15 protein-coding genes and 1 pseudogene are annotated in these 13,548 nt (G+C 43.1%); 4 read left to right on the top strand and 12 right to left on the bottom strand.

The annotated features are described in order from the left end of the window. Positions 1 to 15: 15 nt before the first annotated feature. The 3 genes from MWM02_RS02840 to MWM02_RS02830 all read right to left on the bottom strand — a co-directional run bounded on the left by MWM02_RS02840 (position 16) and on the right by MWM02_RS02830 (position 3,344). Positions 16 to 1,014 carry an inorganic phosphate transporter gene (locus tag MWM02_RS02840; RefSeq protein ID WP_064552021.1) on the bottom strand — a complete coding sequence of 333 codons (999 nt, stop codon included), beginning with the start codon at positions 1,012 to 1,014 and terminating at the stop codon, positions 16 to 18. 17 nt (positions 1,015 to 1,031) lie between these two features. Beyond that, positions 1,032 to 1,652: a DUF47 domain-containing protein gene (locus MWM02_RS02835; protein ID WP_064552022.1), complete on the bottom strand. Its 621-nt coding sequence runs from the start codon at positions 1,650 to 1,652 to the stop codon at positions 1,032 to 1,034. 198 nt (positions 1,653 to 1,850) lie between these two features. Further along, positions 1,851 to 3,344 (bottom strand): leucyl aminopeptidase, encoded by a 1,494-nt coding sequence (locus tag MWM02_RS02830; protein ID WP_064552023.1) that lies wholly within the window; start codon positions 3,342 to 3,344, stop codon positions 1,851 to 1,853. A 200-nt stretch (positions 3,345 to 3,544) separates the two neighbouring features. Between MWM02_RS02830 and MWM02_RS02825 the strand changes: the two genes are divergently transcribed. Further along, positions 3,545 to 4,381 (top strand): cobalamin-binding protein, encoded by an 837-nt coding sequence (locus tag MWM02_RS02825; protein WP_244403587.1) that lies wholly within the window; start codon positions 3,545 to 3,547, stop codon positions 4,379 to 4,381. A gap of 6 nt (positions 4,382 to 4,387) precedes the next feature. Here MWM02_RS02825 and MWM02_RS02820 read toward each other — a convergent pair whose 3' ends face one another. The 5 genes and pseudogenes from MWM02_RS02820 to MWM02_RS02800 all read right to left on the bottom strand — a co-directional run bounded on the left by MWM02_RS02820 (position 4,388) and on the right by MWM02_RS02800 (position 7,762). Further along, positions 4,388 to 5,092 carry a 3D domain-containing protein gene (locus tag MWM02_RS02820; protein ID WP_064552025.1) on the bottom strand — a complete coding sequence of 235 codons (705 nt, stop codon included), beginning with the start codon at positions 5,090 to 5,092 and terminating at the stop codon, positions 4,388 to 4,390. Positions 5,093 to 5,198: 106 nt separating this feature from the next. Then, positions 5,199 to 5,522: a YuiB family protein gene (locus MWM02_RS02815; protein ID WP_244402898.1), complete on the bottom strand. Its 324-nt coding sequence runs from the start codon at positions 5,520 to 5,522 to the stop codon at positions 5,199 to 5,201. A gap of 73 nt (positions 5,523 to 5,595) precedes the next feature. After that, positions 5,596 to 5,676 (bottom strand): annotated as a pseudogene (locus MWM02_RS02810) (YuiA family protein); the annotation flags it as partial. Between the two features lie 100 nt (positions 5,677 to 5,776). Next, positions 5,777 to 6,274 carry an NUDIX domain-containing protein gene (locus tag MWM02_RS02805; RefSeq protein ID WP_244402897.1) on the bottom strand — a complete coding sequence of 166 codons (498 nt, stop codon included), beginning with the start codon at positions 6,272 to 6,274 and terminating at the stop codon, positions 5,777 to 5,779. 264 nt (positions 6,275 to 6,538) lie between these two features. Further along, positions 6,539 to 7,762: an NAD(P)/FAD-dependent oxidoreductase gene (locus MWM02_RS02800; RefSeq protein WP_064552341.1), complete on the bottom strand. Its 1,224-nt coding sequence runs from the start codon at positions 7,760 to 7,762 to the stop codon at positions 6,539 to 6,541. Between the two features lie 290 nt (positions 7,763 to 8,052). On the opposite strand from MWM02_RS02800, the gene MWM02_RS02795 reads away from it, so the two are divergent. After that, on the top strand, positions 8,053 to 9,045 hold the full coding sequence (locus tag MWM02_RS02795; protein ID WP_064552028.1) for an NAD(P)/FAD-dependent oxidoreductase: 993 nt from the start codon (positions 8,053 to 8,055) through the stop codon (positions 9,043 to 9,045). A gap of 90 nt (positions 9,046 to 9,135) precedes the next feature. Here MWM02_RS02795 and MWM02_RS02790 read toward each other — a convergent pair whose 3' ends face one another. From MWM02_RS02790 to MWM02_RS02780, 3 genes are all read right to left on the bottom strand, one after another. Then, a complete protein-coding gene (locus MWM02_RS02790) occupies positions 9,136 to 9,498 on the bottom strand; it encodes a HesB/IscA family protein (protein WP_064552029.1) in 363 nt (120 codons plus the stop codon). A 61-nt stretch (positions 9,499 to 9,559) separates the two neighbouring features. After that, positions 9,560 to 10,414, bottom strand: a complete 855-nt coding sequence (gene dapF / locus MWM02_RS02785) for a diaminopimelate epimerase (RefSeq protein WP_064552030.1) — start codon at positions 10,412 to 10,414, stop codon at positions 9,560 to 9,562. Between the two features lie 211 nt (positions 10,415 to 10,625). Then, positions 10,626 to 10,865 (bottom strand): YuzB family protein, encoded by a 240-nt coding sequence (locus tag MWM02_RS02780; protein WP_064552031.1) that lies wholly within the window; start codon positions 10,863 to 10,865, stop codon positions 10,626 to 10,628. Positions 10,866 to 11,189: 324 nt separating this feature from the next. Here MWM02_RS02780 and MWM02_RS02775 point away from each other — a divergent pair, with 324 nt between their 5' ends. Then, positions 11,190 to 12,260: an NAD(P)/FAD-dependent oxidoreductase gene (locus MWM02_RS02775; RefSeq protein WP_064552032.1), complete on the top strand. Its 1,071-nt coding sequence runs from the start codon at positions 11,190 to 11,192 to the stop codon at positions 12,258 to 12,260. Positions 12,261 to 12,887: 627 nt separating this feature from the next. Here MWM02_RS02775 and MWM02_RS02770 read toward each other — a convergent pair. Beyond that, complete coding sequence (locus MWM02_RS02770; RefSeq protein WP_244402896.1) at positions 12,888 to 13,214, bottom strand: YuzD family protein; 327 nt, start codon at positions 13,212 to 13,214, stop codon at positions 12,888 to 12,890. A gap of 97 nt (positions 13,215 to 13,311) precedes the next feature. On the opposite strand from MWM02_RS02770, the gene MWM02_RS02765 reads away from it, so the two are divergent. Then, the gene (locus MWM02_RS02765; protein WP_003248312.1) at positions 13,312 to 13,548 is read left to right on the top strand and encodes a NifU family protein; all 237 of its coding nucleotides are present in this window, start codon (positions 13,312 to 13,314) and stop codon (positions 13,546 to 13,548) included.

Genomic DNA, 13,548 nt, shown 5'->3' with positions numbered 1-13,548 from the left:
ATGCACGTTTTTTACTTAAAAAAACAATTTAAAAATTTGATATACAAATCCAGCAATAAGTGCAGAAACAGGCAACGTAACAATCCATGTCAACACAATGCGCTGCGCCACGCCCCATTTGACGCCTTTGACGCGTTGCGCCGCACCGACCCCCATAATCGACGAAGAAATGACATGGGTCGTGCTAACCGGCAAATGAAGGAGAGTGGCGGAGAAAATGACTAGCGCAGACGACAAATCAGCAGCCGCCCCGTTAACAGGACGTATTTTCATAATTTTGCCGCCAACGGTTTTAATAATTTTCCATCCGCCAATCGATGTGCCAATCCCCATCGCAATTGCTGCAGAAATTCGCACCCATTCCGGAACTTCGCTTGACGCATGATAATTTGCAGCAATAAGCGCCATCGTGATAATCCCCATCGTCTTTTGGGCATCGTTTGTTCCGTGCGTATACGCTTGAAAGGCAGCGGTGACCACTTGAAACATACGGAAACCTTTCGTCGTACGCGTCAAGTTGGCGTTTTTAAAAATGGCGCGAAACAAACTCATGATGATAAACCCGACTGCTAAAGCAAGAAATGGCGAGACAATAAGGGATTCTAAAATTTTCAAAAATCCTTGATAATGCACAACGTCGAATCCCGCCGCAGAAACAGCGGCACCCGCAATCGAACCGATCAACGCGTGCGAAGAACTGCTCGGGATTCCGTAATACCACGTAATCAAATTCCATGCAATGGCCGCAGTCAATGCCGCTAAAATGACGATCGAACCGTTCTCGAGCGCGAATGGGTCAACAATGTCTTTCGTGATCGTTTTCGCAACGCCAGTAAACGTCAATGCGCCAATAAAGTTCATTGTTGCCGCCAAAATAATCGCTTGCCGCGGCGATAGCGCCCGCGTTGATACAGATGTTGCAATCGCATTGGCGGTATCGTGAAACCCGTTAATAAAATCAAACGCCAATGCAAAAACGACAATAAGAACCGTAAGTAAAAATACCGTATCCATAAAAGCGCCGTCTCCTTTTACGCATTTCGCATGATGATCGTTTCAATCGTATTTGCCACATCCTCGCAGCTATCGGCGATTTCTTCAAGCATTTCATACAGCTCTTTATATTGAATGATTTTAATCGGGTCTTTTTGGTCTACGAATAAATTTTTGATCGAAGCCCGTAAAATTTCATCGCATTTTGTTTCATAATCCTTAATTTTAATGGCATGCGTCCGCATATCGAGAAGCTTTTTCTGAGACAACAGCTTCAGAGCGTTCGCGATTTCAATCGTGCTTTGATAAATATTATCAAAAAATTTCACCATATGATCATCAATTTCCGTAAAAGAAAACATTTCGAAACGAGCGGAACATTGTTCTAGCCCGTCTAATACATCATCCATTTTCATCGCCAATTGGTGAATGTCTTCGCGCTCAATCGGCGTAATAAACGTTTTGTTTAATTCGACAACAAGTTCATGAATATACGAGTCTCCTTTGCGCTCGTATTCTTTCATCACACGCGCCAATTCTTTTAAATCGCTAACATTGTTAATCTTATACTCGACGAAATATTGCGCCGCTTCTTTCACATTTTCGGAAATTGTAAATAATAAATCAAAAAAGACATCTTTTTTCGGTGAAAAAATCATACGAAAACCCCCATTTAACATATGGAAATTAAGCCACTGTGTTTTATTTTAGCAATAAATGTCGAATTTACAATGAACGACAAAAAAATTTACACAAATTTTACATTATCTTAACATTTTATATACATTTCTATAAAAAATAATATGATGTCGTTCTAAAAAGAAAACGAAGCAAGAAAGTTTGCTTCGTTTTCCGCGTTATTCAAACCGCTCCACCAGCGTCGCAAGCGTGCGAACCATTACCCCCGTCGCTCCGGACGGCCCGAGGTCATGTTCCTTTGAAGTGACGGACGTTCCGGCAATATCAAGATGTACCCATGGCGTATCTTCCGCGAATTCGCCGAGAAACGCACCGCCCATAATCGCGTGTCCTTCGCGTCCCGGGGAATTGTTAAGATCCGCAATTTTGCTGCTGCGCACGCGTTCCTTATCCTTTTCCGTAATTGGCAAGCGCCAAATAAACTCCCCTGTTTCTGCAGAAGCTTCCAATAATTGTTCGAACAACGCTTCGTTATTGGTCATCGCACCTGTCGTATGAACGCCAAGCGCAACAATGACACCGCCCGTCAGCGTCGCGACATCAATTAAATAATTCGCCCCGTGATGCTTCGCGTACGTAATCGCGTCCGCCAAAATTAAACGGCCTTCCGCATCTGTATTTTTTATTTCAATCGTTTTTCCGCTCATCGATGTAATCACATCATCTGGTTTAAACGCTTCGCCGCTAATCATGTTGTCAGTAGCCGGAATGACCGCGACAACATTTTGTTCCGGGCGAAGCTCCCCGATGATTTCCATCGCTCCAAGCACTGCCGCGGCACCAGCCATATCGGTTTTCATATCGATCATGCTTTCACGCGGTTTCAGAGAGTAGCCGCCAGTGTCAAACGTCACCCCTTTTCCGACAAGGCCGATCACGTTTTCCCACGTTTCTTTTCCTTGGTATTTGAGAACGATCATTTTTGGCGGATTTTTCGAGCCTTGGTTCACCGCGAGAAGCGCTCCCATACCTAGCTTTTCCATTTCTTCTTTTTCGAGAATTTCGCACTCGAATTCATATTTGTTTGCTAATTGTACCGCATAATCCGCTAAATCGGCCGCCGTTAATAAATTGCTTGGCGTATTGACTAACGTGCGTGCGGAATTCGTCGCCTTACCGTATACAGAGCCGACAAACACGCTCGCTTCGATTTCCGCTTGATCCGCTTCGGTGTAAATCGTAACCGATTCGACCCGTTTTTCCCGTCCATTCTTTTTTTGCTTATAGCCAGGAAATTCGTATGTTGCAAGATAATACGCTTCCGCTAATGCATGCGCCGCATCAAGCGCGTCTATATTTTCCGTGATGAACGTATCCAAGGCGATTGCTGCTTCGGTCAATTTCGCTTGTTTTATCGTTTTAAACAGCTTGCCAAACGCTTCACGCAATAAATCAAACGTCAATTTTTCTTCTTTTCCTAACCCGACAAAATAAAGGCGTTTTACTCCTGCTGGCTTTAAAGTATGTACTTTGGAAATTTGCTTTTGCTTGGCGGAAATATCCCCTTCTTTCAACAAGACCGATACTTGCCCATGAAGGAGGTTGTCACACTCGGCGGCAATTCCGTCCAGCGGCTTATTTTTTTCAAAAATCCCTATCACCAGCGCCTCATGCGCCGTATCAAGAGATAATTGCTGCCTAATGGTAAACATGCATCATCTCTCCTTATGAATACATTTTCTTTTCCATTATATCGAATTACAATGGCGATTTCGACATACTCATAAATCAACTCAACCGCTTAAATTTTCTCCCGCCGTTCGCGGCCATGAAATGCAACGCAAGGAAACGGGTGCAGCCATGTAGAATAAAAACTTTATCGGCATGACAAACAGAAAGGAAGAGCGCTGTGATGAAGATTATTTCCCTTTGCCCGAGCAATACGGAATTGCTTGCTTATTTAGGCATGCTTGAACACCTTATCGCAGTAGACAACCATTCCGATTGGCCACCCTCTATATGCAAACTCCCGAGAGTCGGCCCCGACTTAAATATTGATATGGAAAAGGTAGAAGCGCTGAAGCCAGACTTAGTGCTCGCTTCGTTAAGTGTTCCGGGCATGGAACGAAACGTGCAAGAACTGGAAAAACGAAGCATTCCTCATATCATTTTTGCGCCAAATTCATTGCACGATATTGCCGAGGACTTGCTCCGCCTCGGTGAAACACTCGGCAAAAAGAAAGCGGCGCAAGCCATTGTTCGCCGTTACCGCTCGTTTATCGAAAAATATCGCCAGCTGGCTGCAAATATGAAACATCCTGCTCGTCTGTATTGGGAATGGTGGCCGAAACCGATTTTTACGCCCGGCAAAACAAATTGGTTAAGCGAAATCAGCGAGCTAGCTGGGGGAACGAATATTTTCGACGATGTGGCAAAAGCCAACGTGCAAACAGACTGGGATGAAGTGGCAAGGAGAAATCCTTCCCATATTTGCCTCGTCTGGGTTGGAGTGCAAACAAAAAAGATGAATAAAGATGCCGTCAAAAAGAGACCCGATGCGGAGAAAGTGGATGCTGTCTGTAAAGACCGCGTTTACGTGCTCGAGGAGTCATTATATTGCCGACCTTCCCCGCGTCTTTTGCTCGGCCTAAAAAAACTTGCCGCCTTGTTGCATCCGTCCATTTTTCCGCCTGACGACGGCATTGACCCATTGTGGGACATTGCCCGCAAAATTAAGGGCGGCCGCTAGCCGCCCTTAGCTTTTCGATTGTAAATACTGTTGCCTAAACACTTGCATCGTTTCATCTTCATTCAGCCGCTTTAATTCTTCTTCTGAAAGCTTCCCATCGCCCTTTTTCACAATATACACTTGCACAGTCTTTTTCCCCCAATATTTATATACATCCTCGACTGTATCATAATATAAATCGACGCGATTTCCTTTAATCGCTCCTCCTTTATCAGCCACGACCCCATATCCATATCCAGGGATAAAAAGAATGGTACCGATTGGGAATACATTTAAATCCGCGGCAATCGTTGAATATAAGTCGCGTTTCACGCGCACCCCAGAATACGTAATCCCATACTCCGGATGATCCGGCGTTTTTCCTGTTGACTCCACACCCGCCGTATATCCTGTAGCAACTACAACTTTAGATGGATATTTTGACCAATCAATCGCTTCTTCAAGGCGAAGCGGCTGACTAATCTTTTCCGAGGAAATTTGCGGTTTTTTCCGTTTCTCGTAATACTTCCATTGTTTATCTATCGCAACATATTGCTTTTCCTTCCATATGTCAAAAAAGTGATAGCCTGTATGAGACGATGGCGCACCATACAATTTGTTAACAATCGCTCTCGCTTCGACCCCTGAGATCGATTGAAAGGTTGTCAATAGCGCCATTGCAAACAATAATGACATCGTTATTCGTCTTACTATATTTTTTAGAAGAACCATTTCCTCACTCCTCTCACATTTCTATTTATCTCCATAAAAAAATCGAAATATTCATTGCGAGAAAAGTGAGGCAAAAAAAAAAGACTTTCATATCCCCATGAAAGCCTTAAAACATTTGATATCCTTTGGCACGCAGCGTGCGGATGGCGAATCCAGCGCAAACCGCGCCGATAAATCCGCTAGCTAAAATTAAAATATCCGCTGGCGCCAGCGATAAAACTTTATGCTTCAGTGCTGCAAAGGAAGACGCCGGATCGGTAAAATATTTCGTCCACGGAATATCATCGATAATAAAAATAAACACAATCGGGCATAAAATCGCCATAATCCAAGTCATGCGCAACAACATATTTAATAAAAAGCCGATGCCGAAAAATAAAACAAAAAATAGAAGCATGGAAATGAGCACAACAGGCAAGCTCATTTGCATCCCCATATCACCTCCGGTACGCTCTTTTTAAGTGTACTGAATCGGATAAAGGGAGTCAATTTTCAAAAACGGCTTATTTTTTCCGTTCCTTTCCTAAACATCGATAGCAAGTTTCCGACCTGCCTAACAAACGCTGTACGTTTCCGTTTCCTTGGCAATACGGGCATGCTGTTTGCTCCGCGCATTTTAATAAAGGATTTTCCGGCCTACCGCGATAAACGAATCCATCATATGCTTCGTTTTCCTGATATTACTTAATTTTTCGAATCATTAAAATACAATCGGTACTTTGTATATCCAAATGGTTCTCCCGGGTTCATCCCATCGCAAAACGGAAAATAATGAAATGGCTCTAATTGCAGTAAATATCGCAATAATCCCGATGTATGCACATCTTTTTTCAACGTTTGCTTGCTTAAAAACGCAGCTGTAAACAATTCATCCGTTTGTACCGTAATAGCATCTGAAATAGCACGAAGCAAAAATATTGCCATATTGTCGCTAATCTCACCGCGAATCACACCTGTACGCATTCCAAGAAAACCAACAATTTCCGCATCAATTCCTGTTTCTTCTTTAATTTCACGAATTGCTGCTTCATCGAGCGTTTCCCCTGGCTGCACAAATCCCGCTGGAAGCGACCATTTTCCTTTTAAACCGCCATATTTTTTCTTTACCACAAGCCATTCATCCGCCCCGTTCACTACTAATCCAGCCGCTGCGATCCATACGTTGCCGCGCTTCTTATCCATGTTAACCATCCTTTTTTATTTTGTAAAAATATAGCAACTAACTGTGCCACAAACATAATATGTGAAAAAATTGATCGCAAACACCCTTTGGCGCCGATTGAGCCTTGGAAATTGTGTAAAAAGAAAACGGCAAAAAGCGATTTTGTTTGTCCAGTGATCCAAGCTTACTGACTAAGAGGAAAATTTTACAAAATAATAGTATATGATCTTGACGCCGCCAGTAAAAAGTTGAAAAAAGGGCAAACAACAATGTTTGCCCGTCTATTAGAAGAATTTAAATTTTCCTTTTTTCATTACAAGCGAAGGACCGCCAATTAAATAAAGAGCGCGGTTGTCGATCATTTTTTTCATAAAGCTTGCCTTCGTTCCCCATAGTTTCTTGCCGAATACAACCCCAATCGCGTCATCATGGCCAAGCGAACAGACCGTTCCTTTAATATCTGGGCGGAATGGCTGCAGTTCTCCTTGCCCGCGGATTAAGACAGCAAGGTTTTTCGCGCACAGCTCGCCCTCTTGCATAGCGATTTGCGCCGTTGGCGGATATGGGCGATTCGTTTCTTCATTGATCACTAACGAGCAATCCCCGACGACAAAAATATCTTCACGGCCTGGAACGCGCAAGAATGGGTCTACTTTAATGCGTCCGCGCATCGCTTCAAAGCCAGACTCATCGACAACACGGCTGCCGCGCACGCCGGCCGCCCATACGACCGTTCCTGCTTTAATCTCCTCGACGTCATCTCCTTTTGCTACGATAATTCCGTCAGGCGTGCATTCTTTAATAGCAGTGCCGATTTTAAACTCGACGCCTTTGCGCTCTAACTGGCCGACCGCATACTCGACAAGTTCCGGATCAAAGCCAGGAAGCGCTGTCGGCGCCGCCTCCACACAAATAACGCGGACTTTATGCGGGTCGATATCGTACTCGCGACATAATTGTGGAAGGCGGTTTACTAATTCCCCTAAAAACTCGATGCCTGTGAATCCAGCGCCGCCAACGACGATCGTTAGGCGTTCTTCCCGCTTTTCTTCTTCCGTATTATACGTAGCAAATTGGTATTCAATATGTTCGCGAATTTGCCGCGCCGCATTCACATTGGAAATGGAAAAAGCGTACTCTTTTAGCCCTTTAATTCCAAATGTTTCTGATTCAAATCCGAGGGCAATGACTAAATAATCGTAGGCAATCTCGCCATTTTTCATTAACACTTTCTTTTCATCCGGCAGTATTTTGACTACCGTGTCTTTCACAAAATTCACCTTATTGCGATCGATCACATCGCTAATTGGGTAACGAACCCGGTCATGATGCAGCGTGCCGGCAGACGCCTCGTGAAGCCACGTTGTTTCATAATGGTAGTCGTTTTTGTTCACAAGCGTAATATTCGCTTCATTCATGCCGACAAGCTTTTGCAAACGCACGGTTGTCATTAAACCGCCATAACCAGCACCTAAAATGACGACATTTGGCTTTTTCAACTGAATCACTTCCACCCTTTTTAATTTTTCATTTTTTATAGGTTTTGCTGCCATGTGCATTTTTATTGAATAAAGTTTGTGAAAATATTCACGTTAGTCGACAAAAAAATGTCGAACAATTTTCACAAAAAATTAACAATGTTTCCACTAAAACATATTAGACTTTTTTCAAATCTTTTTCAAGCGTTTTTTTATGTTTTTCTATTTTTTTTACTGCGAAAATTGTCATAATAACAACCGCATTTTATGGTATGATAAAAACAATAAAGGGAATTTTATTGCGGGGAGGAATCGTCCGAATGAAAGAAGATCAAAAAATATACGATGTTACCATTATAGGCGGTGGGCCGACCGGGCTGTTTGCTGCTTTTTACGGAGGATTAAGGCAGATGAGCGTAAAAATTATCGAAAGCCTTCCGCAGCTAGGTGGACAGTTATCTGCCCTTTATCCTGAAAAGTACATATACGACGTTGCTGGATTTCCGAAAATTCGCGCCCAAGAATTGATTAATAATTTAAAAGAACAGATGGAACAATTTGCGCCGACAGTTTGCTTGGAACAATCAGTAGAAAAGTTAGAAAAATTAGAAGATGGAACGTTGAAATTAACGACTAACAAAGAAATACACTATTCCAAAACCGTCGTTATTACCGCCGGAAACGGCGCTTTCCAGCCTCGGCGCCTTGAGCTAGAAAACGCGGCGCAATATGAAGGGAAAAATTTATATTACTTCATTAATGACTTAAACCAATTTAAAGGGCAAAAAGTGCTCGTCTGCGGCGGCGGGGACTCAGCCGTAGACTGGTCGCTTATGCTCGAACCGATCGCGGAAAAAGTAACGATTGTGCATCGGCGTGATAAATTCCGCGCTCACGAACATAGCGTGGAAACATTGATGAATTCAACAGTTGATGTGAAAACCCCATTCGTTCCTGTGGAGTTAATCGGCGATGAAAACGGCATCCACCAAGTCGTCATCGAGCACGTGAAAGACGGCTCTCGCGAAACGATCGAAATCGACGCGCTCATTGTGAACTACGGCTTTATTTCTTCGCTTGGACCAATTAAAAACTGGGGGCTGGAAATTGAGAAAAACTCCATCAAAGTCAACTCGAAAATGGAAACAAATATTCCTGGCGTTTACGCTGCCGGTGATATATGCACATATGAAGGAAAAATAAAACTCATTGCTTGCGGATTCGGCGAAGCGCCAATCGCTATCAGCAGCGCAAAAACGTATATCGATCCGACAGCGAGAATGCAACCGGCGCACTCCACTTCCTTGTTCTAATTGCTTTCCTTTTCATCAAGCGAAGGGATGCTTTGTGCAAAAAGCATCCCTTTTTTATAAAACGTTGATATATCGCTGTTTAACTGCTGCTTAACATTGTTCCGGCGTTCCCGCGTTCGTCGCCGTTCTGAACGACGCACCGCAGCCGCATGTGGCAATCGCGTTCGGGTTATTGATCGTAAAACCGCCGCCCATTAACGACTGTTTATAGTCAATGACCGTTCCTTGCAAAATCGGCGCGCTGTCTTTATCGACTAGAATTTTAATTCCGTGTTGTTCAAACTCATGATCGTCTTCATGGCGTTCATGGTCAAATCCCATTCCGTACGACAAACCGCTGCAGCCGCCGCCTTTTACACCAATGCGAAGATACGCCCCTTCTTCTTCATGTTCTTTCATCATATCTTTAATTTGAAACGCCGCGGCCTCCGTAAGTGTAATAATATCCGTCATTGTGATCCCTCCTTATTGATAGTATATCGCTTTTCATCCGTTGCGCTCAAATCTCAAACATTTAATAATAATACACTCCTGTGCAAATCGTTTCCGCCGGTCCTGTCATCCGTACACTTCCTTCATCAGTCCATGTGATCGTCAAATCTCCGCCTGCTAAATGGACAATCGTTTCCTTATTTCGCACCGTTTTTCCATTTAACACCGAAGCGACAACAGCCGCGCAAGCCCCTGTACCGCACGCTTGCGTCACTCCAGAACCACGCTCCCATACGCGAAAATGGAGCTCACGGTCGTTTATTACTTCGACAAATTCGACGTTTACCCCTTCAGGAAACCGCTTGTCCTTTTCGACAATTGGTCCGAGAGCCGTTACTGGCGCTTTATTGATATCATCTACGTAAAAAATGACATGTGGGTTTCCCATCGAAACCGCCGTAATTTCGTACAGCTGCCCATCGACTTCAAACGGTTCGGCAACCACTCGTTCCGCCTCCGGACCAACCATCGGAATCTCGCTCCGCTTTAAACGCGGCTTTCCCATATCAATGGTGACATTTGTAACCGTTCCATTTTCTACTGCAACTTCTGCCTTCACAAGCCCGGACAATGTTTCAATAAAAAACGAGCGGTCTTTGACCATTCCATGCTCATATGCATATTTTGCAACACAACGCAAGCCATTGCCGCAATTTTTTCCTTCAGAACCATCGCTATTAAAAATCCGCATTTTAACCGGGGCTGTTTTTGACGGGCAAATGAGAATCATGCCGTCCGCCCCGATTCCGGTATTGACGTTAGACACTTGCACGGCCAGCGGCGATAATAATGACTCCGGGATTGTTTCTTCAAACATATTAACATATATATAACTATTGCCAAGACCATGCATTTTCGTAAACGAAAATTGATTCATTATTTCCTCCTTGAAAGAAAAAAATTTTTATATATAAGTATAAATCGAAAATCAACTGGGCACAATGAAAATATCCCCCGTTTTTTCATATACACCTTGAAAGAGGATGTCCGTGGGACATCCTCGTTTTTTATGCCATAATAGACACATCCATTCAAAATGAGCTTTATGCTTTATGAAAGCCAATTGGAAATTCGCACAAGATTATCGTTCAAAACATCGGGTTTTCTTCTAAATAGCGGTAAATATTTTCCACAAGCTGTTCAGGAGTATCACCGGTTACGATTTCACCGTTTACTAAAGCAAAAAGGGTTTCCGCACAACGAGTGCAGTGGCTTAAACAACTGTATTCTATAATATCCAAGTTCGGATCTTTTTCTAATATTTCCAACGCCTTTTGCGAGCCGCTCGCTAAGTTGCTGATGCAAAATTCAATAATTGGTTGGATCATCGTTTTTTCACCTTCCTACTGCTTTTCATCGTATCGGTTTTTTGGAAAAACGTCAACGAATGACGCTTCGTTTTTCACTGGACGGAGTCTGGGAAATTGTATAAAAAAATCGGCAAAATGTAATTTTGTTTTCCGGCAATTCAAGTTTACTGGACGGAGAGGAAAATTTTGCGCAACAAGTAAGGCGCCAGCTTTTTGCTGTATATACCGACATTTACTTTTCCCCCTTTTGTCAATGTTTACCGAAAAATTGTTGTTATTTTGTCACAATTTCGCTATACTTTTTAATGGTTATAAAGATCATCACAAAAGGGGAATTTCATTATGAGACACCTTGTGTTGCTCGGCGGAGGATACGGGAATATGCGGATTTTGCTTCGCCTCCTCCCAAACCATTTACCGGAAGATGTTCATATTACACTCGTCGACCGTATTCCATATCATTGCTTAAAAACAGAGTATTATGCACTCGCAGCAGGCACGATTAGCGATCACCACATTCGTGTCCCATTTCCTGAACATCCGCGTCTTACCTACCGTTTCGGTGAAGTCGTTAACATCGACCTCGATAATCAAAACGTACAGTTGCAGGATGAAAGCAGCATCCCATATGATGATTTAGTGATCGGTTTAGGATGTGAAGATAAATACCATGGTGTCCCAGGCGCCGAAACTTTCACGCATAGCATTCAATCCATTGAGAAAGCGCGCGCGGCATATGAAGCGTTAAACAATTTGCCTCCCGGCTCTATTGTTGGTATTGTCGGCGCAGGACTAAGCGGCGTCGAATTGGCAAGCGAATTAGCAGAAAGCCGTCCTGATTTACACATAAAATTGTTTGATCGCGGAGAACGCATTTTGCCGATGTTTCCAAAACGGCTCAGTGACTATGTCGAAAGCTGGTTCCAACAACATAATATCGAAATTGTTCGTTGTTCCAACATTACAAAAGTAGAAGAACGCACGCTTTACAATCATGACACCCCGGTTCATTGCGATGTCATTGTCTGGACAGCGGGCATTCAACCGAACCGCGTCGTCCGCAAACTGCCTGTGGAGAAAGACAAACAAGGCCGTGTCGTTTTAACAAAACGGCACCACATTCCTGGATATGAAAACGTATATGTTGTCGGCGATTGCGCAAGTTTGCCGCACTCTCCAAGCGCTCAGCTCGCAGAGGGCCAAGCGGAACAAATCGTTCAAGTATTACAAAAACGCTGGAACGGGGAAGAACCGCCAAGCGAATTTCCACCTATTAAATTAAAAGGCATTCTTGGATCGCTCGGCAGAAAACATGGATTCGGCCTCCTCGCTGATCGCCCAATAACTGGTAGAGTTCCTAGATTGCTAAAATCCGGGGTATTGTGGATGTATAAATACCATAACGGCTACTAAACCAAAAAAAGCAAAATGTGCCATAAATATGGATATAACAACGTTTATCGAATATTTCAAACTCAAAAATGCGTATTAAAAATCCAAAGTTGGACAGGCGCTGGGCGTGTTTTGGGAGATAACCCCCTATTCACCAAAGAACAGATCTGCCTTTCTTTTTTTATGAACAAAAAGCCTACTCCTTGAGTAGGCTGCATTCGTTTTATTTTCCTTCCATCGAAATTCAATGAATTAAGTTTAGACCTTGGAACATTAAGAAAAGTTACGGTTCTGTTACGTTCATGAATAACTGTATGGCCAGCTCGCAGGATTTCCTGTTTTAAAAATTTCAAAAAATTCATTCCCTTAGCCACCAACGACTGGTGTCATTTGTTCATACATAACGCCATTTTAGATGTTGTCCTTCCATTTTTGTGAATTTGTTATTAATGCTTCTCGTTAATATCGAACGATGCTTTCTTTATTTATTGGTTAAAATATGTCAGAAAATCATTCATTTCAATCTTGTTCGCACTAGCTTCTGAAGGTCGATGGCTGTTGTAATGGTTTCTCTTTCTCCGTTCGCACAACTACTTTCTGCCTTTTAATCAATGTTTATCAAGTGCACATTGTGGTGATGAATCTTTTTTACCATCGATAACCATACTTTTCCATTTCTGCATAAATCGCCTTTAACTTTGGATTTCCTTCTCCGACGATAACCCCTTCGATCACGACAACAGGGTAAAACAAATCTTCTTCCAACACCTTTTTGGCAAACGCCTTTTTCTCCTCATCTTCTTCCGGAGGGTTGAAAATATCGATATACGTCATCGAAAACGGTTGATTCGGATATTTCCGTTTAATCGCCGCTTCTAGCCATTCGTACGTTTCTTTGGAAGAAGGCAAATGGACACAAGACGGGCAAATCACATCAGCGCCATAGACGCATATTTCCACTTGCTTCAGCGTCATATATTTCCACCTTTCATATCGTAAAAAACAAAAATTTATCATTAGATTTTTTTCTTTATCATGATTATAATAAAGTTAAAGAAAGGAGTCGATAAAGATGAGCGATCAAGAAATCAAGGAACAAGTGCAAGAAGTTTTAGATAAACTGCGCCCGTTTTTGCTTCGTGATGGTGGGGACTGCGAACTGATCGATGTCGAAGACGGAGTTGTCAAATTGCGTTTGCTCGGCGCATGCGGAAGCTGCCCTAGCTCGACGATCACATTAAAAGCTGGAATTGAACGCGCGCTGTTAGAAGAAGTGCCGGGCATTGTCGAAGTAGAACAAGTATTCTAA

This window comes from Parageobacillus sp. KH3-4 (assembly GCF_022846435.1).
Lineage (GTDB): Bacteria > Bacillota > Bacilli > Bacillales > Anoxybacillaceae > Parageobacillus > Parageobacillus thermoglucosidasius_A.
Note: the sequence above shows the minus strand (reverse complement) of the source record. Positions and strands in the feature narration are given on the sequence as shown.